This is a genomic window from Embleya sp. NPDC025285 (genome assembly GCF_055558835.1).
Window position 1 is genome coordinate 1 of the sequence record NZ_JBVHLU010000062.1, and the last position, 19,421, is coordinate 19,421.

The window sequence follows — 19,421 nt, forward strand, 5'->3', positions numbered from 1 at the left end:
ACACCGTCCGCACCACCGGCATCGAGAAGAACACCCACGACAACCCGTTCGGCGCGGTCCTGTACTTCAAGGGCAAGGTCACCGACACGGTGGTCGCGTACCCGCTGGCCGAGACCGTCATCGAACTCACCGACGCCTTCCCGGTGCCGGACTCCGGCAGGTTCAAGGTCGGCGAGTGGTGGACCGTGGAGATCGACCCGATCGCGGGCGGCGGCACCTATGAGCGCGAATTGCAGAAGCTGGTCGAGATCACGCAGATCGTCGACGGCAAGCACATCCGGGTGGACTACCTCAACGGCTGGGAACTGGCCGCCGGACGCCGCATCACCTGGACCCGAATCGAACCGGTCCGGCGCGCCGACGTCCGCAACATGGTGTTCCTCGGCGCCGGCCCCGCCGACGACGAATACACCGGCTCGCACCCGATCGCCTACGAATACGCGGTGCGCTGCGACGTGATCGGGATCGAGGCCACCGGGTCGTTCTGGCCGGTGATCATGCGCCGTTGGTGCACCCACTTCCACACCGCGCGCTCCTCGCTGAAGAACCCGCCGACGGTGATGTACGGCGGCGCGGGCTACCTGACCCAGCAGATCTACTGCCTGTACGGCCGGGTCGAGGACTGCGTCTCCAGCAACGCCCGACACCTGAACGACCTGACCGCGTCCGCCTACTGTCACGTGGTCAACTGCCACGGCGACGGCGACGACCAGGGCGGCAACCCGTTCACCACGCACGGGCAGTACGAGCACGACCTGCTCTTCGAGGGCAATTCGGGACTGATGGACATCGCCAACTCCGGCGCCCTGTGGGGGACTTCAGCGAAGCGCATCACCGTGCGCGACCACGTGTGCTCGTGGTTCGTCGCCGGCACGAAGATCACCGACCTGACCCTGGAGAACGTCCGGGTGATCCCCCGACCGACGTTCGACTCGGGCGGCACCCTCCAGGTCAACGCGGACGGCGTACAACTGCGCGGCTGCGTCGCGCACACCTTCGCGATCGGCCGGCGCTCGGCCCGCTCCACCCGGCCGAACGTGATCGAGGGCTGCACGTTCCACCTGCCCGCGAAGCAGGTGCTGGTGCAGACGCCGGTGACCAACACCGTGCACTTTCGGGACTGCACGTTCACCGGCGTGGACGGCGCGATCCTGCGCGGTTCGGGCGAGGTCGACTTCGACGGGTGCACGATCGTCGGGGCCTCGCCCGCGGCCGCGCCGCTGGAGGTGGGCGCGGCCGTGCTGCGGCTGACCGCGAGCACGCTGACCGACACCGGCGTAGTGCTCTCCGCGGTCCGCGACCAGAGCGTGCACGTGAGCGCCGGCACCCGGATGACCGGCGGCAACGGCTCCGGTGCACTGCTGTCCCGAGCCGCCGGAACGGGCGTCGCACGCTGGCGGTTGCACGACGCGGAGTCCACCACCGACGGCGCCCACGTGCGGCTGGAATCCGGGATCAACCACTGGGTGGCCACCGGGACCCGGTTCACCGGCGGCCGGCTGGAACTGCGCCCGCAGGCGTTCGCCGGCGCGTCCTCGGCGCTGCACACCACGTGCGTCGAGGACGGCGTCACCCGGACCGCGCTGCCCACGGACGGCCCGCGGGTGGTCACCACCGGGAACCTGGCGATCTGAGATGGAACCGCGCACCACCACCTCGGCCGACGATCCGGCGCTGCGCGCCCTGTGGGCGGTGGCCTTCCCGGACGCACCCGGCCTGCCCGCGCTGCACGCGCACGACCCGGGCCGGCACGAGCGCACCCTGGTCGTCGCCGCCGACGACGGCGCGATCGACGCCGCCCTGCACTGGCAGCCCCGCCCGATCCGCGACGCGGCGGGCGGGGTCGAGACGGTCGGTTGTGTGGGCAGCGTCGCCAGTGCGCCCCGGGCCCGCGGCCGAGGGCTGATCCGCCGACTGCTCGCGGTGGCGATCGACGACATGACCCGATACGGCTGCGCGTGGTCGCTGATGTTCAGCGGCACGCCCGGCGTGTACACGGGATCCGGCTGGGAGACCTTCCCGACGCCGTATCTGCGCGGTGTGGCCGGCCCCGAGGCGGCGTGGGGCGATCGCCGGGTGCGCCGGGCGCGGCCCGCCGACCTGCCCCGGATGATCACGACGCACGCCGCCTCGAACGCGAACCGGCCGCTGAGCACGGTGCGTTCGCCGGCCGACTGGGCCCACCGCTTCCCGCACTGGTACGCGTCGCCCGCCCGGGTGTTGGCCACCGAGCAGGGCGACTACGCGGTGATCCGCCCGGACACCGGCGAGGTGCTCGAACTCGCCCTCGGCCCGGGCCGTCCGTACGCACTGCCCGCGCTGTTGCGCGAGGCGCTGTACGAACTCGGCGGCCCGGGCACGGTGGTGACGTTGCGGGTACCGATCGACGCGGCGCTCACCCGGGCGATCGGCGCCGTGTTGACCGACGTGAGCACCGGCCACACCGACTTCGGTCTGGCCCGGCCGATCCGAAACGACCGGGCGCGGGTACGCGCCACGGTCACCGCCCCCGGTGCCACGCACTGGCTGGGGGACGCGTTCTGATGCATCGTCAGGACGCCCGCACACCGCCCGGCTCGGCGAGGAATCACCCCGTGCCGCCGAGCCGGGTGCCGGTTCTGGTCGGCGGTGACACCACCGTGGTGTGCACCGCCGATCCGGACACCGGTGCGCTGGTGGAGACCGGCCCACCGGTGCCGGTGCGCACCGCGTACGCGGCCGCCCACCCGCGCCTGGACCTGGTCTACGGCGTGGACGAGGCGCTCGACGGCACGGTCACCGTGCTCGAGCCGAGCCGGCACCCCCGACTCCGGCAACGGGTCTCCGCACGCGGCTCGATCCCGTGCCACGTCGCGGTGTCCCCCGCCGGCGGGCATCTGCTGGTCGCCAACTACGGCACCGGCGATCTGCTCGTCCACCGCCTCGACACGCACGGCGCGATCGCCGAGGTGACCGAGCAGATCGCGCTCCCGGGCCCGGGTTCGCGGGCGCACCCGGAACGGCAATCCGCCGCGCACCCGCACCAGATCGTGTTCGAGGACCGGGACACGCTCACCGTCGTCGACCTCGGCGGCGACGTCCTGCTCACCTACCACCTGAGCGCGGGCCGGCTGCGGCTGCGCTCCACCCACCGCGTCCCGACCGGCACCGGGCCGCGCCACCTGAGCGGCCGTTGGCTGCTCGGCGAACTCGACCCGGCGATCCTGGCCCTGCCCGACCTGACCCGCTATCCGCTCGCCGCGCCGGGCCTGCCCTCGGCCATCGTCGCCGCGCCCGACGGCGCGCACGTGTACGCGGCCAACCGGGGCCCAGGCACGATCACCACTTTGGCCACAACCGCCCCGCACACGATGTCCGACCTCCCCGCCGGTGGCGGCGCCCCGCAGGATCTGGCCTTCGTCGAAGACGTGCTCTACGCGGCCCTGCCCGACGCGGACGCGGTCGCCGCGTTCCGGTGGACCCCCGGCACCGGCGCGCTGAGCCCGCTGGGCATGGCGCTGCGCACCCCCGATCCACGCTGCCTGCTGCCGCTACGCCGGCCGTGACCGCCGACCGGCCCGCCCGGGACCCGCATTCCGGCGCTCGAAAGGGCCCGGATGGCTCGGAGTGCTCGGATGACCCGGCCTGCCCGGCCCGCCCGACCGAGTCGCCCGCCCGAGTCGCCCGCCGCCACCCCGCCCCGCCCCGTCAGGCCGAGCGGAAGACCTCACTCACGCTGGTGAAGCTGTCCTTCGCGTGCCCGGCCTCGACCGCCCGCCGGAAGATCTCCTGGACCGCGCTCGGCAACGTCGCGTCCACCCCCGACTGGAGCGTCGTGTGCACGACGTGCTCGATGCTCGCCAAGCCCATCGCCAGGTTGTCCACGTCGCCACTGTGGTCCCCGACGTCCAGACGCGGCGTGTAGAAGGCGAGGAAGTCCGGAACCGACGCGGCCGTCGCCGACGCGTGCGGCAGGAACTCGGCGGCCGAGATGCCGTTCGCCCGCGCCACCGTCAGCGCGTGCAGGGCCGCGGTCATCGAGGTCCAGAAGATGTCCATCTGAAGCTGGTACAGGAGCGCGGCAAGGCCGGGGTCCGCGCCTCGGTAGTCGGTCCCGGTCAGCACGGCCAGGGTCTCCTGGTGTGCGGCGAACACGTCGGCCGGGCCGCTGTAGAACGTCGACATCTCGGGCGAGCCGATGCCCGACGGCGGCGACTGCACCCCACCGGTCAGATGCCGGGCGCCGTGCCCCGCCGCCCACTCGGCCGCCGCCTTGGCCCGCGCGGGGGTGTCCGAACTGAGGTTGACCAGCACCCGACCCGCCAGCGCCGCCGCGGCCGGTTCCAAGATCGCGTGGACCGCGTCGTAGTCCGTCAGGCTCAACACCACCAGCTCATTCGCCGCCAACGCGGCCTCGATCGTGGCGGCCCGCGACGCTCCCTCTGCCACCAGCGCGTCCGCCTTGCTCGCGGTCCGGTTCCATACGGTCACCGGATGACCGGCGGCCAGGAATGCGCGGGTCATCGCCTGCCCCATCGGGCCGAGACCGATGACCGTGACCGGCTGCTTGTCGACCGGCTGCTTGTCGACCGCCTGCTTGTCGACCGCTTGCTTGTCGCCCATGAGTACTCCAAAAATCTCGCAATGCGTGGACTAGAACGAACGCTCTATCCAGTCCCAGGAACGTAGCACACACTAGAGCGAACGCTCTATTCACTCTGGAGCGAACGCTCTATCCGATAAACTCGCCGCGTGAAGACCAAGGCGCAGCAGCACGAGTCGGCCGCCCCCGCCGCCGGGACGACCCCGCTCGGCACCCGCGAACGCATCGTCCGCACGGCTTCGCGGCTGATGCAGCGACAGGGCTACGACGGCACCGGGATCAAGCAGATCTCCACCGAGGCCGGCGCCACGCTCGGCTCGATGTACCACTTCTTCCCGGGCGGCAAGCAGGAGTTGGCGGTCGCCGCGATCCGGCACGGGGACGGCGAGTTCGCCGACGTCCTGCGCGACGTGCTGGCCGCCGAGCCGGACCCGGGCGCGGCGATCCGCGAGCTCACCCGCAGTCTTGCCGAGGGGCTGCGCGCGTCCGACTGGGTCGATGGCTGCCCGGTCACCGCGACCGCGCTCGGCACCGCGACCGGCGCGCCCGACATCCAGGCCGCCGCGGCCGAGGCGTTCGCACACTGGCGGGAGCTGGTGCGGGTGCGGCTGGTCGAGGTCGGCTTCGCCGAGACGGACGCCGAGGGCCTCGCGCAGACCGTGATCAGCACCCTGGAGGGCGCCGAACTGGCCGCGCAGGTCAGCCGGAGCGAGCAGCCGCTGCTGCTGGCCGGCGTCCACCTGACCCGGCTGATCGACACCTACGAGCGCGGCACCGCGCCGGCCGGCTGAGCGCACGAGCGGGCGATCCGAGAGCGGGACCGGGCGGCGGCCACGAACCCGGCCGAGTGCGAATCAGCGCCCCTCGCCCGCCCGCACCACGCCGTTCTCGTACGCGAACACCGCCGCCTGGGTGCGATCGCGCAGGTTCAGCTTGGCCAGCAGCCGGCTCACGTGCGTCTTGACCGTCTGTTCGCTCACCACCAGCCGCGCGGCGATCTCGGCATTGGACAACCCCTGCGCGATCAGCGCGAGCACCTCGGTCTCCCGCTCGGTGAGCCGCTCGACCCGGCCGCGCGGTCCGGCGTCGGGCGGGCCGAGTCGGGCGAACTCGGCTATCAGCCGGCGCGTCACGGTCGGCGCGAGCAGCGCCTCGCCGTCCGCCACCACCCGTACCGCGTCCGCGAGTTGCACCGCCGAGGCGTCCTTGAGCAGGAATCCGCTCGCACCCGCGCGCAGCGCCTCGTAGACGTACTCGTCCAGGTCGAAGGTGGTCAGCACCAGGACCCGGGTGGTGTTGCCCGGGTCGGCGGTGATCTCGCGGGTCGCGGCCAGCCCGTCCAGCACCGGCATCCGCACGTCCATCAGCACCACGTCCGGGCGCAGTACGGCGACCTGTTCGACCGCGTCGCGCCCGTGTACGGCCTCGCCGACCACGTCGATCCCGGGCTGCGCGCCGAGCAGGACCGAGAAGCCCTCGCGCACCATCATCTGGTCGTCGGCGATCAGCACCCGGATGGCCATCGATGTCACTGCTCCTCGGTCGGCAGGAAGACGTCCACGTGGTAGCCCCCTTCGGGAGTATGCCCGGCGTCCAACGTGCCGCCGATCATCGCCGCCCGTTCACGCATGCCCAGCACGCCGTGCCCGGAGCCCTCCCGCGCGGGCGCGTCGGCGTTCGGCGTGGGCTCGTTGTGCACCCGCAGACCGATCCCGGTCGGTACGTACGCGACCTCGACCCGCACCCGCGCGCCGGGCGCGTGTCGCAGCGCGTTGCTCAGCGCCTCCTGGCCGATCCGGTAGGCGGACAGGTCGACGCCCTGCGGCAACGGGCGGGGCATGCCGACGGTGAGGTGCTCCACCGTCATCCCGGCCGCGCGGACGTTGTCGATCAGTTCGGGCAGCCGGTCCAGGGTGGGCAGCGGGGCCGGCCGGCCCTGCCCGTCGAGCTCGCCGTCACCCTCCGGCCCGGTGCGCAACAGGCCCAGTACGCGCCGCAGTTCACCGAGCGCGTCGACCGCGTTGGCGCGGATCGTCACGAAGCTCTGCACCAGTTCCGGCGGCGGGTCCGCGACCCGGTAGCGGGCCGCCTCGGCCTGGATCGCGATCACCGACATGTGGTGCGCGACCACGTCGTGCAACTCGCGGGCGATCCGGGCGCGTTCCTCCAGAAGTGCGCTGCGCTCTCGCTCGGTGGCGGTCAGGTCGGCTTGCACGGCCAGCTCGCGGCGCGCGTCACTGCGACCCCGGAAGGCGACCACGACGACCATCGCGACCGCGGTCATCGTCGCGGCCACGGGCATCGTGCCCCAGCGCGAAGGGTCCTCCTGCGTGTTGCGGACCAACGCCACTCCGAGCAGCGCGGTGATCGCCCACGTCTCCACGACGACCCGCAACCGGGCGTGGAACGCCACATAGGCGAGCACCACGATCTGCGCGAAGATGCCCACGCTGGTCCAGGGCCACTGGACCAGGTCGTGCCCGTTCCCCTCGCCGGCGACGGCGCACGCCGCGGTCGCGGCGAGCGACATCCACCAGGCGATGAGTGGCCGTTGCGGCGCGAGCAGGATCGGCGCGCCGGTGGCCAGGCCCAGGGCGAAGGCCATACCGCCGGACACCCCGGGGTAGCCCGCCAGGACCGCGCCCTGGATGCCCACGGTGAGCACGACGGCCACGTAGAGCAGGCCGAGTGCGACCGCGCGGCTGCTGAACGGTGCCGGCGGACGCTCGGTGCGAACCCGTACGTCGAACAGGTCCGCGCGCAGCCCGCTCAGCCCTCGATGCACCCGGCCCGGCCGGGCCGCGCCGGCGGCGGCCGTGTCGGATGCGTGCACTCCGCCTGCCTTCACACTCACCCGCAGCACGCTACGCGGCGCGTGTGGCCCACCGCGTCCCCGCCCCGGGTGATCCCGGGTGTCACTCTCAGGAGCTACGTGCGATGCCCGGATCTGTCCGCGCCGGCCTCCCAGCGATGGAACACCGCCCACAGCGCCAGCAGCACGGCGGCGAAGGCCGACATCCACCCGATGCGCGCCGCGATCCACGGCAGCCCGTCCGGCGCCGTGCCCAGTCCGGTCAGGCCGCCGAGCCCGATGCCGACCGAGGTCACCGCGAGCATCGCGCTCTGGTGCCACAGGAACACCGTCATCGCGGACAGGTTGATCAGCGCGACCGCCGCCCAGATCCCGGGGCGCCGGCTCAGCGCCCGCCGCAGCGGTGCCCGCACCAGCAGCGCGAGCCCGCATTGGGCCAGCCCGAAGGCGACCGCGGCGACGGTGGGCGGGTTGAGGTTGGAGATCGCCTGGCCCGGAACGCCGACCATGCTGACCGGATAGCCGCAGTAGCGGATCAGCCCGGCACACGCGAGCGCTCCGGCCACCAGCAGCGGCGCGCCGAGCCGCTCGATCCGCGCCCGGTGCGGCCCCGCCCACAACACGCCGAGGCTGTACGGGACGAGCCAGCCCGCGAGTACGTTGACCCAACCGACCGCGGCCGGCCCGTCGGCGGCGAAACGGGTCAGGTCCACCAGGACGACCGTGCCGATCGCGAGCACGGGTCCCACCCGGCCGAGCCGGACCACGAGCGGGGTGAGCGCGGTCAGGCCCGCGTAGACGAGCACGAACCACAGCGGTGACAGCACCAGTTTGCCCAGCGTGTGCAGGGTGTCGCCGGGCACGAAGTCGGCGAGCAGCGCGGTCGCGACGGTCCACACCGCGAGCAGCGCGGCGATCGGCCGGCCGAGCCGGATCATCCGCCGCCGGGCCCACGGTCGGTAGCGGTCCGCGCGTGCGTGGGATCGGGCCGCGACGTACCCGCCGACCAGGAAGAACACCGCGAGCGGCTGGAGCAGCCAGGTGACCGGCGCGTAGTCGGGCAGGCGGCGCAGCGGGCTGTCGGTCTGCCAGTGGTCGGCGCCCGCGTACACGCCCGTGACGATCCAGTGGCCGAACACGACGCCCAGGATGGCGATCGCCCGCAGGCCGTCCACCTCGCGCTCGCGGTCCGCCGGTGTCGAGTCCGCGATCCGACGGACCAGGACGCCCGGTTCACGCATGGGTCACCTCCGCGGCACGGCCCCGCGCGATCAGCGCGAGGTTGTACAGGGCCGGCCCGCCGGGCCGCAGGTAGTCCGAGTGGCCGCCGGCGCCGGCCACGAACTCGCGTGCGCCGAAGTCGTGCCCGGTCGGGTCGGCGCCGAAGCCGACGGTGGTGTCGAAGAACGGGATGCTCACGTTGGGCACCAGGTCGATCCAGTCCGCCCCGCCTCGACCGGCCCAGACCCGGGCACCGGTGGCCAGTTCGTCCCGGTCGTCCACGCCCAGGCCGGGGCTGCCGAACACGGCCAGGTCGGCGACGTCGATCCGGGAGACCGCGCGCCCGCACACCACCGAGCCGTAGGAGTGGCACAGCAGCGACACCTGCGCTGCGGGCGCCACCGTGTGCAAACCGGCGACGAAGCGGCGCAGTTCGCGCGCGCCGTGGTCGGCCCGGCCGGTGGTCAGCACGTCGAGGCTGATCGTGCGCGGCGGCGAGTAGCCCAGCCAGGCGATCACCGCGACACGCGCGGTCGGGTCCTGGAGGCGGATCTCGTCGTAGAGCGCGCGGGCGCCGCCGGCGGGGGTCGAGTACGGCTTGTCGCCGCGGGTGTCGTAGTGGTCCAGGTCGCTGTCGCTGCCCGGTACCACGACCGCGATCCGGTCGGCGCCGGCCAGGTCGCCGAGCACCTCCACCGCGCGGACCCGGCCCGCGCGACCGTCGAAGGACAGGAAGTTCCGCCCCGGGTCGGCCATCCGCGCGAGGTGCTCGGCCCGTGCGGTGTGGCCGGTGTCCCGGGCCAGGCCGGCCGCCTCGGCGATGGCGCCCTGGTTGGCCGCGTAGCGCTCGCCCAGCGTCGCGGCGGACATCGCGGGCAGCGTCGGTGGTGTCGGTGCCGCCGCGTCCGCGACGCCCGCGCCGGGTCCGGCCAACGCCCCGGCGACCAGCGCCGAGACCAAGCCCATTCGCAGCCGACCACGCATGTCCCGCTCCCGTCCTCGAAGTACCAACACGAAGCTAGGAATCGGCGTCGGTAGCCCGCGTCGCGCCGGAGAGTGGACTCCGCGGGTAGCTCTCCGGGACTACACGGGTCACCCGCGCGACACCGAATCGGGACGATTCACTGCGCCAGTCCCGCTCGGACCGGCCCGGTGCCGGTGATCGACGCACCCGAACCGGGGTCGAACCGGGCTCCGGTGGGCCGGGGTTGGTCGGTCCGCAACGGCGGATGGAGTCGACCGGCGGCACCTTCCGCGGGGCCCACGCCCCGGCGGCGGCTTCGAACTCGACGCCCGGCTGTCGGTCGCGTCGACCGAGTCGGACCGGGCGCACAAGGTGCTCACGCCGAACGAGGCGCACGAGGCTCCGGAGCCGGCGGAGCCGGTTCGGCCCGCCGCGTCGAGCCGGGGCGAACGGCCGCCCGCGCCCACCCCGCCGCTTCGCTCACGGCCGACCCGGGCCGGTTCCGACCGGTCGCGGCGGGGCGCGCCGGACCGATCGGAACCGGAACCGAAAACGGCACCCGGAGTCCTGACCGCGTCACATCCCGAAACCGGCTGATACCCGACGGATCCCCCCGCATCGGGTTCCGTATCCTCGACACGTGTCACCGCCGCTTGGGTGTTGACTTGGCCGGCCCTCGGATGGACCCTCGGGCCAGCCACATCGCGGGTCGCCGGCGGCGGGCGCCGGCTCGACATCGCACCGTCCAGGCACGTCCTCATCACGTGGCGCCGGAGCGTCCGCCGACCCACGCGTCGTCGACCCATCCGGCACCTCGGCACCGCAGCATATCGATCTTCCGGAATCGGAATCTCCGCTTCCGTATGTCGAATTCCCCCGGGCTGCAGGCCCTCGGGACGCCCCGGAAAGGCCTCCTGATGCCGCGAGTGAACGATTCGAATCCGGACCACCCCACCGACTCCCGAAGCCCCGCGCGCAGCACCACCCCCGGCACGCCCTCCCGTCGGGCCGTCCTCGGCGGTCTCGCCGGCACCGCGCTCGCCGCGACCCAGTGGACCCCCGCAGCTCTGTTGCCCGCGGCCGAGGCGGTCGCGGCGCCGAGTCCGCCGAACTTCCCTCCCGGCATCACGCTGGGCGTGCAGCAGTACAGGAACTGGTCCGGCGAACTGCGCGCCGACGACGTGTGGACGGCGGTGCCCGCGCACCCCTCCGACGTCGTGGTGCTCGCGAACTGGGCCCGAGCCAACGGCTATCGGCTTCGGCCTCGCGGGATGAGCCACAACTGGTCGCCGATCCTGATCCCGGCCGGCGCGGACACCTCGCGCACGCTGATGGTCGACACCACGCGGAACCTGACCTCGCTGGTGGTCAATCCGGGATCGCCCACCACGGTCACCGTCCAGACCGGGTGCAGCGTCGAACGCCTGTTGACCAAGCTGGAGGAGGCCGGGCGCGGATTGATCGCGGCCACCGCGCCGGGCAAGTTGAGCGTCGGCGGCGTGCTGGCCATCGGCGCGCACGGCAGCGGAATCCCCAAGCCGGGCGAGAGTCTTCCGCAGGGCGGCACCTACGGCACGCTGAGCAACCTGGTGTTGTCCTTGACCGCGGTCGTGTGGGATCAGGCCGCCGGTGCCTACGTGCTCAGGACCTTCCAACGCAACGACCCGGAGATCGGCCCGTTCCTGGTGCACCTGGGCCGGGCCTTCGTCACCGAGGTCACGCTCCAGACCAACGCGAACCAAAGATTGCGCTGCCAGAACTTCTACCACGACCAGATCGGCACGCTGCTGGGCCCACCCGGCGGCGGCGGAAAGAAACTCGCCGACTACATCCGCGATTCGGGCCGGGTCGAGGTGATCTGGTTCCCGTTCACCACCGTGCCCTGGCTCAAGGTGTGGAGCGTGGCGCCGAGCAAGCCGTGGGTCTCGACGCAGATCAACAGCCCGTATCCGTACACGTTCGCCAACTTCGTCACCGAGGACCAGGCCGAGTTCCTGGCCGACATCGCGACCGGCAACGTGGGTGCGACCGAGGTGTTCACCAACGCCGAGATGGCGGTGGTGGGTTCGGGCCTGATCGTGACCTGGACCTGGGACATCTGGGGCTGGTCGAAGAACACCCAGCTGTTCGTCGAACCGACCACGCTGCGCATCCACGAAGGCGGCTGGGCCGTGCTGACCACGCGAGCGAACGTGCAGCGCGTACTCAACGAGTTCTTCGTGAAGTACACCGGCCTGCTGGGCGCGTACAAGGCCAACGGACAGTATCCGTGCAACAGTCCGATCGAACTGCGGGTGACCGGCGTCGACCGGGCGAACGAGGTGGTCACCGCGAACGCGGTCGAGCCCACGCTCTCCGCCGCCCGACCGCGCCCCGACCACCCGGAGTGGGACACGGTGGTCTGGCTGGATGTGGCGACCCTGCCCGGCACGCCCGCCAACCACGACTTCTACCAACAGATGGACGCCTGGATCTGGGGCAACTACACCGGCAACTACGCGTGCGTGCGCCCGGAGTGGTCCAAGGGCTGGGCGTATGGGATCGGCGGCGCGTGGACGGACACGGCCGCGATCACCGGCCGGATCCCGAACTCGTTCCGCACCGGCCTTCCCACGACGAGCAACTTCGACGCCGCGCGAGCCACCTTGAACAAGTACGACCCGAGCCGGGTCTTCTCCAACACGTTCCTGGACGTCCTGCTGCCCTGACCGCCTCCACCCGATACCGCATCCTCCCCACCCGGCGCGGCCCGAGCGGGGAGGTACCGTGCTGCGATGCGCACTGTGGAACTGACCCTGGACGGAGCCGCCGAACTCGCCGTCCGTCGCGTGTGGAAGGAACTGGCCGACCTCGGCCTGCCCGGACAGAGCCCGCGTCCGTCCGCCGCCGACCGACCGCACATCACCCTCGGCACCTGCCACGAACTCAGCGACCCGGTACGTGAGTTGCTTGCCGAAGCGCTCACCGCACTGCCCCTGGAGGTGGAGTTCACCCGGCCGGTGCGATTCGGCGGCCGATCGCGCACCGTGGCGTGGGAGGTCGCGCCGAGCGACGCGCTGCTCGCCCTCCAGTTGCGGGTGTGGCGCACGATCGACGCGGAGAACCCCTACCACCACCCCGCGGCCTGGGTCCCGCACGTCACGCTCGCCCGCACGCTCCGCCCGGGCGACGGGTGGCAGGAACACGCGTGGCGACTGCTCCGGGGTCGGCCCGCCCTACCCGCGCTGCTGACCGGCGCGCGCAGCTACGACCACGCCACCGACACCGCCGAGGACCTCCTGACGCCCACCGGGGCCGTACCGGCATCCGGCTGACCGGTTCGGGCCGGGGCCCGGTCGTCAGCCGTCGCCGTCGAGCCAGCCGTCGTCCAGTGCGCCGTTGTCGTCGTACACGACGAACTCGCGTTCCACCGAGGCGATCTCGTATCCGGCCAGCGCGGCCACCAGGTCCGCCATCGCGCGCGCGGCGGCCTCGTCGCCCATCCCGTGGCAGCGCTGCGTGACGAACCGTTCGGACCGCCCGTGCGCCCGGGTCCGACGCGCGTTGTGCGACAGGTGCGCACCGTGCCCGACCACCTCGGCGGCCAACGCGGCCAGGTCGGCGTCCTCGGCGAGCACGAGCTTGAGGTGATGCTCGAAGTACAGCCCGGGCCCGAGCGCCCGCGCCTGCGCGTCGCCGGCCGGGACGCCGGGATGCCACGGCGCCGCCTCGATCTTGGTCCGGGTCACCGGATACCCGTCCCGGCGCAGTGCCGCGGCGAGTTCGCCGGCCCGCTCGCGGGCCCGGGCCAGGGTCGTGGTCGCCCGCTCGGTCACCATCGGCTGGGACACCGTGTGCCCGCGCGCGAGCACGATGTGGGTCAACCCCACGCCGTACGCGCCGGCCCGACGGGCCAGCCCGTCCACGTCGTCGGTGCGCACCGTGACGTGCGTCTCGAACACCCCGGCGAGATCGGCGGGGAAGGCCCGGCCGGCCCTGCCAAAGTGGCGGGCGTGGTCGGTCTCGGTGGCTTCGGTCGGCGCGTGCACCGCCCCATCCTCGCAGGTGGCGACGGGCGGCACCGGGATTAATCGGTACCCGGACCGGGCGCCGGGATCCGCATAATGGCCCGCATGCCGACGCGAGCCGAAGAACTCATCGCCACCCTGGACGCGCTGCCCCACCGCGAACGCGTGCGGGAGATCGCCCGCGTCGCCCGGCAGCTTCGCGGGTCCGCCGAACTGGCCGCGACACTGGCCGTGTTGGCCGGACAGGGTGGCTACGAGCGCGGAGTCGCGTTGACCATGGCGATCGTCGCGGGCGATGTCGAGCACGTGCTGCGGGCCACTCGGGATCCCGATCTCGCGTTGGCCCGCCGCGCGGTGAGCGCGACCCGTTCGCTGCCGGTGCCCGACGACGCGTTGGCCGCGTTGCTGGACGACGCCCCCTCCGTGCTGCGCGACTCGATCTACCGCGCCATCCGCGCGGGCCGGCGCACCGCGTTGGCGGATCGCGTCATCGCCGAGGTGCTCACGATCCGCGGACCTGCCGAGGCGGCCCGGGTGCTGCCGGCGTGCGGTCCGACCGTGGCGGCCGAGTACGTCGGCGTGCTCGGGCACATCGACCGGGTCCGGGACGCCTTCCTGCGCCGGTATCCGGCACTCGGCCTCGACAACGCGGAGCGCCTGCTGGCCGACCTCCCCGTCTCCGACCGGGACGCGTGGTGGACGAACCACGGTCGCGGCGTGATCGCGGCCGGTCAGCGATTCCCGCATCGGGTGCTGGACCTGATCGAGCGTCACCCCACCCACGGGCCGCTGCCGTGGGCGTTCGTCGGCGGCATCCAGCCGTTCGTCACCGCGGATCGGGACCGGGTGCTGCGCCTGCTCGCCGCCTCCGAGCGGCGCGGCCGGACCCTGTCCGGGGTGAGCGTGAGCGCGCTGCGCCGACTCGTCGACACCGGGCCCGACTCCGCCGAACTGATCGCGCTCGGTCGCGCGGTGCGCACCGACGAGGCGGTCACCATCCGCCTGCTCAAGGCGATGGCGCCGAGCCGGCGCGCCGGGTTCCTCGACGCCGTGCACGCCGACCGGGACCGGAGTCGGGACATGCCGAGCGGCGCCCTGCTCGACGTGCTCCCGCACGCGCGTCGGCACGCCGAGGCGCGCCGGATGCTCGCACTCGCCTCGATCGCGGCCGACGAGCCGCGCCGCCTGCCGTTGCTCGCCTTCCTGCCGCTCGCCGAGGCGCACGCCGAACTCGACGCGAACACGCGACTTCCCGACGCCGGCGCCCGGGCCGAGGGGTATCGGCGACTGATCGCGTGCGCGGCCCGGACCGGCGACCCCGAGCAGTTCGGCGCGGTACTGCGCTCGCTGACCCGGCTGCGGAACGAGCAGGACCCGGTGCGCGGCGCGGCGTTGTTCGCGATCGCCGAGGCGCATCCGGGCCTGTTCGACGCGGAGGTGGTGGGCGTGCTCACCGACCTGGTACGGGACACCCTGGAGGCGCGGGACACCTCGTACCGGACCCGATCGGCCTTGACCGACCTGGCCGCACGCCTGCTGACCCAGCATGTCGTGGGCGGCGCACCGGAGTTGACCGGGTGGGCTCTGACCACCTTCGAGCGGGTGGCGGGCCGGTCGGGCGTGGTCCGACTGGCCGGCCTCGCCGACGACCTGCGTCGCGGTCGCGAACGGGAGATCCTGGAGGCGCTGTTGCCGTGGATCCGGGCACAGGTGGCCCGGGGTGAGCACTGGCTCGCGTTCGCCCTCGCCGGCACCCTGGACCGGCGGGCGTGGGCGCTGGAGCCGTTGCAGGAGATCCTGCGCCTGGCCACCCGCGCCGACTCGGACGCCGTCGCGGGTACCGCGATCGGGCTGTGGTTGGCCGACCCGCGTCGGCGCGCCGAGCGGGTCGCCGAGTTGGTCGAGTGGGACGAGTCGACGCCGACCCTGCCGGTGGTCCTGCACGCGCTCGCCTATCGCCGCACCGACCTGCTCGACGGCTACCTCGACGGCCGCACGTTGCGTGGTCGCTTCGCCACGCGTGGGGTGCGCTGGATCCCGTACCTGCCGTTCGACACCATGGCGCGGCTGTTGCCCAGGCAGCGGCGGGCCTACGCGGCGCGGCTGGTCGAACTCGCCGACGACGTGCGCCAGCACGTCGACACCCGAGTGCACGCGATCCGTCGGCTGGCCCGGGTGCCCGGGTTCGGCCGTCCCGCGGTGCTGCGGTATCTGACCGCCACCGAGGTGCCGTTGATGGAGGCCGCGCTGAGTGGTCTCACCCATACCGACGACCCCGGCGCGGCGTTGCCGATCCTGCTCGCGCACGTGGGCGACGATCGGGCCCGGGTCGCGGCGTACTCGATGTCGCGCGCCGCGCGGTACGTGCCGCCGAGTGTGCTCGAACCGGCGCTGCGGAAGGTGCTGTTCGGGCCGGCCAAGGTGACCTCGCGCAAGGAGGCGGCCCGGGTCGTGGTGCGCGAGGCGCTGCCCGGCGCGGTGGAGATGTTGGCACACGCGTGGTCGGCGCCGGATCAGCATCGGGACGTGCGCGGCGCGATCCTGCACCGGTTGACCACCCGGCTGGACGACGAACGTTCGTGGACGGTGCTGCGGGCCGGAATCGAGGGTCCCCGGGAGGCGGCCCAGGCGATCGTGGCCCGGCCGCCGGCCGCCCTCGCGCCGGCCTGGCGGGCCCGGTACGCGGAGTTGATCGGCACGGCCTGCGCGAGCGCGGACACCGAGGTGCGGCGGGCCGCCTATCGGGCCTTCCCGCGCTGGGCCCGGTATTCGCCCGACGGAGTCGTCGCGATCGCCCGCGCGGTCCTGGACCCGGCCGACCCGATCGGGTGGCGCGAGGCGGCCGACGCGCTGCACACCTTCACCACGGACGGCGTCGCACCGAAGACCTACCTCGACGTGATCACCACGCTGATCGTGTCGGACAGCGCACCGGACGCGCCGAACGCCGAGCCGGAGCAGGACCGCCCGGCCCGACGACGGTTGACGGTACTGCTCGACCAGGCGCGTGCGTGGGCGGTCCGCGCACCGGCCGAATCGGCGCCGGTACTGCGGCCGGTGCGGGCCGCGCTGGCGGGCGTCCCGGAGTTGCGGATCGAGGCGGCGACGTTGACCGCGTCGGTCCTGCCGCTGTCCGGCGACGCGGTCGAGGCCGGCTTCACCGATCTGGTGGAACTGTGCGCCGGCCGGGCGCTGCCCGCGATCCGCGCGGCCGGCGTGCTGCGCGATCGCCTCGGCCGGGCCGGCGCACCGATCGATGCCATCGCGCTGACGGCCGCCGCGCGCGATCTCGCCGCGTGTCCGGCGCCGGCGGCCGGGTTGTTCGGCTGCGAACTGGCCCGCGCGCTCGGCGTACGGGCCGGGTGGCCGGCCGAGTGGCGCGCGCTGCTGCGCGAACTGCGCGCACACCCGGACCCGGACGTACGCGAGAGCGCACTGGCGGTGCGCACCACGTCGACCTGAAACTGCCGTCCCCCGCCGGGCGATCGGGGCGACAGGCCCCGACCGCCGACCGATGCCGCGGCCGAACGGGCCGATCAGCTCTGTTCGGTGCGCAGCAGGCGCAGGAACGCCTTGATACCGGAGATCACTTCCTGGTTGTCCGTCAACCGGCTCACGGTGTCCTCGAATCGGCGGCCGAGAGCGTCGATCTTGCGGTCGGTCGCGTGATGCCGCTCGGTTGCCCGCTCGGCGTCCTGCTCGGTGGCGGTGCGCAACTGCGCCACCGTCTCGGTCAGTTCCCTGGTGCGCTCGTCGAGGCTCTCGACCTTGCTCTCCAGTGTGGCCACCCGGTCGATCAGCGCGAGCACGTCCTCACGCGGGTGGGTCACCTCGCGCAGCATGCTCCGCAGCCGCTGCCCGAGGTGCTCCAGGTACGCCTGGCTGGGCCGGAACATGGTGCTGAGCAGATAGAACCCGGCGAACCAGTAGCCCACCACACCACCGGACGCCCAGGTGATCACCGCGATCACCCCGGCCGAGACGACGTGCGCGCCGATCACTCCCCACAACAACCGGCGGGCGATCCGGCGCGCCTCCGGGTCGCGCGCCTCCGGGACCGCGAGGCCCTTCTCCCGGCTGATCGCGATCTCCCGGATCAACTGCCGGGCCCGGAAGTACAGGTTCCAGGGCACGGTCAGCACCGCGATCAGCCAGAACAGACACAGCGCTCCGGCGCCCAGCGACAACAGATCGGTCAACGACGTGTCGTTGACGAAGTACAGGACGATGCCCAACACCGTCGTCCCGACCAGCAGCAACGCTCCCAAACCTTTGGCCGCACTCACCCGAACTCCACTCCCCCACCCGGTGATCCGGCCGTCCACGCGGACGACCTGCTCGGACTGTAGGGCACGCCGATCAAGCCCGCCGGTACGTCGCGCCTCGCGCGCAGCGGCGCCCGGCACCTCGCGGCGCGGGCCGGGTGTCAGGTGTGATCGGGGAACCACGAACCGTGCATGCCGGCCGGGACGCGGCGCGGCAGTCGCACGACCGCGAGCGGTGCCGCGGTGATGTCCCCGGCGTCCAGCACCAGCAATTCCGAGGTTTGCCCGGACAGATCGCCGACGATCGTGAGCAGGTACCCGTCGTCCTCGGCGGTGCCGTTCTCGGCGGGTACGAACACCGCCTCGCCGGGCATCCGGTCGGGCCCCAGGCCGGCGATCCGCCGCTCCCCGGTGGCCCCGTCGTACTTGACGATCGCGTGCTCGTGCAGTCCGCCGCCGGGAAAGGCGATCGCGTAGCCGAAGCGATGCGGGCGGCCCAGCCTGCGGGCGTCGATGGTCGGGAAATCGGTAACCAGTTCGTCGAGGTCCTCCTCGCCGGACACCCCCGAGACCGGGTCCAGGATCCAGCGGTGCCGGACCGCGCCGATCAGCGGCGTGTCCGGGTGTCCGGGCGCGCCCACCCACCACTTCCAACTGCTCTCCCACGAGGACCGGTCGAATCGTGGCCCTTCGAGCACGATCCGTCCACGCGAGTCCTGGTAGGCGTTCTCCACGTGCAACAGCGCGCCGGCCCGCACGTCGAACCAGGTCACCGAGGCGGGCCCGGTACGCGGCAGCACGCCGATCCGCGGCGCGTACGAGTCGCTCCAGCGGTACGGGATGCCGGAGCGCTCGGCCGGATTGAACACCACCGGCAGGTCCAGCCAGACGACGTGATGCTCGGTCAGACCGAAGTCGTGCATGAACGAGGGCCCCGCACCGGGGATCACCTCGGCCCGGGTGATCCGCCCCGGGGCCGACGCGACGTAGTAGGTCAGGTACGGCGGGAACGGCGAGCAGCCGAAGAAGTGCAACTCGCCGGTGACCGGATCCCGCTTCGGGTGCGCGGTCATCCCGGTGGTCAGCCGACCGGCGAAGTCGTACGGGCCGACCGTGTGCAACTCGCGGGTGACCTCGAACGGGAGGTCGCCCTCCTGGAGCGCGAGCAACCGGCCACCGTGCTCGACGATGTGGGTACCGGCGATGCTCGCGGTCGGGTCCGCGGTGCCGTCCTCGCGCACGAGCGGCGCGCCGGCCGGCGCGGGAGTGCGCACCCAGCGGTTGCGGTACCACTCGGCGCGCCCCTCGCGCAGCCGTATCCCGTGCAGCATGCCGCTGCCGCGGAACCAGTGGCCGGGCACGTCGCCGGGCCTGGGGTTGTGCCCGTTGCGGATGTACCGGCCGTTCAACTCCGGTGGAAGCGTGCCCCGCACCGCGAGGTCGTACCCGGTGATCTCGTCGACCACGGGTGCGAAGTGGCCGCTGAGGTAGGGCTTTCGGATGCTCATGATCGGTTCTCCCCGTCGAACGACTCGGACGACTCGGAACGACAACGATGGACCATCCACAC

15 protein-coding genes are annotated in these 19,421 nt (G+C 72.8%); 7 read left to right on the forward strand and 8 right to left on the reverse strand.

The features are described 5' to 3' along the window. From ACZ4FV_RS32975 to ACZ4FV_RS32985, 3 genes are all read left to right on the forward strand, one after another. Positions 1 to 1,634, forward strand: a 1,634-nt coding sequence (locus tag ACZ4FV_RS32975) for a peptidase C14 (protein ID WP_465323978.1), incomplete at its 5' end; no start/stop codon positions are given. Position 1,635: 1 nt separating this feature from the next. Next, the gene (locus ACZ4FV_RS32980; RefSeq protein WP_402233141.1) at positions 1,636 to 2,544 is read left to right on the forward strand and encodes a GNAT family N-acetyltransferase; all 909 of its coding nucleotides are present in this window, start codon (positions 1,636 to 1,638) and stop codon (positions 2,542 to 2,544) included. Further along, positions 2,544 to 3,545 (forward strand): lactonase family protein, encoded by a 1,002-nt coding sequence (locus ACZ4FV_RS32985; RefSeq protein WP_465323979.1) that lies wholly within the window; start codon positions 2,544 to 2,546, stop codon positions 3,543 to 3,545. Before ACZ4FV_RS32980 ends, ACZ4FV_RS32985 begins: the two co-directional genes overlap by 1 nt. A 142-nt stretch (positions 3,546 to 3,687) precedes the next feature. Here ACZ4FV_RS32985 and ACZ4FV_RS32990 read toward each other — a convergent pair whose 3' ends face one another. Continuing rightward, complete coding sequence (locus ACZ4FV_RS32990) at positions 3,688 to 4,602, reverse strand: NAD(P)-dependent oxidoreductase (RefSeq protein ID WP_465323980.1); 915 nt, start codon at positions 4,600 to 4,602, stop codon at positions 3,688 to 3,690. Between the two features lie 129 nt (positions 4,603 to 4,731). On the opposite strand from ACZ4FV_RS32990, the gene ACZ4FV_RS32995 reads away from it, so the two are divergent. Then, a complete protein-coding gene (locus ACZ4FV_RS32995; protein WP_465323981.1) occupies positions 4,732 to 5,373 on the forward strand; it encodes a TetR/AcrR family transcriptional regulator in 642 nt (213 codons plus the stop codon). A 63-nt stretch (positions 5,374 to 5,436) separates the two neighbouring features. On the opposite strand, the gene ACZ4FV_RS33000 is transcribed toward ACZ4FV_RS32995, so the two are convergent. The 4 genes from ACZ4FV_RS33000 to ACZ4FV_RS33015 all read right to left on the reverse strand — a co-directional run bounded on the left by ACZ4FV_RS33000 (position 5,437) and on the right by ACZ4FV_RS33015 (position 9,599). Continuing rightward, a complete protein-coding gene (locus ACZ4FV_RS33000; protein ID WP_402233150.1) occupies positions 5,437 to 6,105 on the reverse strand; it encodes a response regulator in 669 nt (222 codons plus the stop codon). 5 nt (positions 6,106 to 6,110) lie between these two features. Then, positions 6,111 to 7,436 carry a sensor histidine kinase gene (locus ACZ4FV_RS33005; protein WP_465323982.1) on the reverse strand — a complete coding sequence of 442 codons (1,326 nt, stop codon included), beginning with the start codon at positions 7,434 to 7,436 and terminating at the stop codon, positions 6,111 to 6,113. A 74-nt stretch (positions 7,437 to 7,510) separates the two neighbouring features. Next, complete coding sequence (locus ACZ4FV_RS33010; protein ID WP_402233155.1) at positions 7,511 to 8,635, reverse strand: acyltransferase family protein; 1,125 nt, start codon at positions 8,633 to 8,635, stop codon at positions 7,511 to 7,513. Further along, positions 8,628 to 9,599, reverse strand: coding sequence for an alpha/beta hydrolase (locus tag ACZ4FV_RS33015; RefSeq protein WP_465323983.1), 972 nt, complete (start codon positions 9,597 to 9,599; stop codon positions 8,628 to 8,630). The genes ACZ4FV_RS33010 and ACZ4FV_RS33015 overlap by 8 nt, the downstream gene beginning before the upstream one ends. 897 nt (positions 9,600 to 10,496) lie before the next feature. On the opposite strand from ACZ4FV_RS33015, the gene ACZ4FV_RS33020 reads away from it, so the two are divergent. Together ACZ4FV_RS33020 and ACZ4FV_RS33025 are read left to right on the forward strand one after the other, a co-directional pair. Then, positions 10,497 to 12,287 (forward strand): cholesterol oxidase substrate-binding domain-containing protein, encoded by a 1,791-nt coding sequence (locus ACZ4FV_RS33020; protein ID WP_465323984.1) that lies wholly within the window; start codon positions 10,497 to 10,499, stop codon positions 12,285 to 12,287. 66 nt (positions 12,288 to 12,353) lie between these two features. Next, the gene (locus tag ACZ4FV_RS33025) at positions 12,354 to 12,893 is read left to right on the forward strand and encodes a 2'-5' RNA ligase family protein (protein WP_465323985.1); all 540 of its coding nucleotides are present in this window, start codon (positions 12,354 to 12,356) and stop codon (positions 12,891 to 12,893) included. A gap of 24 nt (positions 12,894 to 12,917) precedes the next feature. Here the strand turns inward: ACZ4FV_RS33025 and ACZ4FV_RS33030 are convergent, their stop codons facing one another. Further along, complete coding sequence (locus ACZ4FV_RS33030) at positions 12,918 to 13,607, reverse strand: hypothetical protein (protein WP_465323986.1); 690 nt, start codon at positions 13,605 to 13,607, stop codon at positions 12,918 to 12,920. Positions 13,608 to 13,691: 84 nt separating this feature from the next. Here ACZ4FV_RS33030 and ACZ4FV_RS33035 point away from each other — a divergent pair, with 84 nt between their 5' ends. After that, positions 13,692 to 17,048: a hypothetical protein gene (locus ACZ4FV_RS33035; protein WP_465323987.1), complete on the forward strand. Its 3,357-nt coding sequence runs from the start codon at positions 13,692 to 13,694 to the stop codon at positions 17,046 to 17,048. Between the two features lie 74 nt (positions 17,049 to 17,122). Here the strand turns inward: ACZ4FV_RS33035 and ACZ4FV_RS33040 are convergent, their stop codons facing one another. Both ACZ4FV_RS33040 and ACZ4FV_RS33045 read right to left on the reverse strand, forming a co-directional pair. Beyond that, positions 17,123 to 17,872 (reverse strand): hypothetical protein, encoded by a 750-nt coding sequence (locus ACZ4FV_RS33040; protein ID WP_402233167.1) that lies wholly within the window; start codon positions 17,870 to 17,872, stop codon positions 17,123 to 17,125. Between the two features lie 140 nt (positions 17,873 to 18,012). Then, complete coding sequence (locus ACZ4FV_RS33045) at positions 18,013 to 19,359, reverse strand: carotenoid oxygenase family protein (protein ID WP_465323988.1); 1,347 nt, start codon at positions 19,357 to 19,359, stop codon at positions 18,013 to 18,015. Between the last annotated feature and the right edge of the window lie 62 nt (positions 19,360 to 19,421).

Coding starts and splice junctions, on each gene's coding strand:
- ACZ4FV_RS32985 (WP_465323979.1), top strand. CDS start 2,544: ATGCATCGTCAGGACGCCCGCACACCGCCCGGCTCGGCGAGGAATCAC.
- ACZ4FV_RS32990 (WP_465323980.1), bottom strand. CDS start 4,602: ATGGGCGACAAGCAAGCGGTCGACAAGCAGGCGGTCGACAAGCAGCCG.
- ACZ4FV_RS32980 (WP_402233141.1), top strand. CDS start 1,636: ATGGAACCGCGCACCACCACCTCGGCCGACGATCCGGCGCTGCGCGCC.
- ACZ4FV_RS33010 (WP_402233155.1), bottom strand. CDS start 8,635: ATGCGTGAACCGGGCGTCCTGGTCCGTCGGATCGCGGACTCGACACCG.
- ACZ4FV_RS33020 (WP_465323984.1), top strand. CDS start 10,497: ATGCCGCGAGTGAACGATTCGAATCCGGACCACCCCACCGACTCCCGA.
- ACZ4FV_RS33000 (WP_402233150.1), bottom strand. CDS start 6,105: ATGGCCATCCGGGTGCTGATCGCCGACGACCAGATGATGGTGCGCGAG.
- ACZ4FV_RS33025 (WP_465323985.1), top strand. CDS start 12,354: ATGCGCACTGTGGAACTGACCCTGGACGGAGCCGCCGAACTCGCCGTC.
- ACZ4FV_RS33045 (WP_465323988.1), bottom strand. CDS start 19,359: ATGAGCATCCGAAAGCCCTACCTCAGCGGCCACTTCGCACCCGTGGTC.
- ACZ4FV_RS33015 (WP_465323983.1), bottom strand. CDS start 9,599: ATGCGTGGTCGGCTGCGAATGGGCTTGGTCTCGGCGCTGGTCGCCGGG.
- ACZ4FV_RS33035 (WP_465323987.1), top strand. CDS start 13,692: ATGCCGACGCGAGCCGAAGAACTCATCGCCACCCTGGACGCGCTGCCC.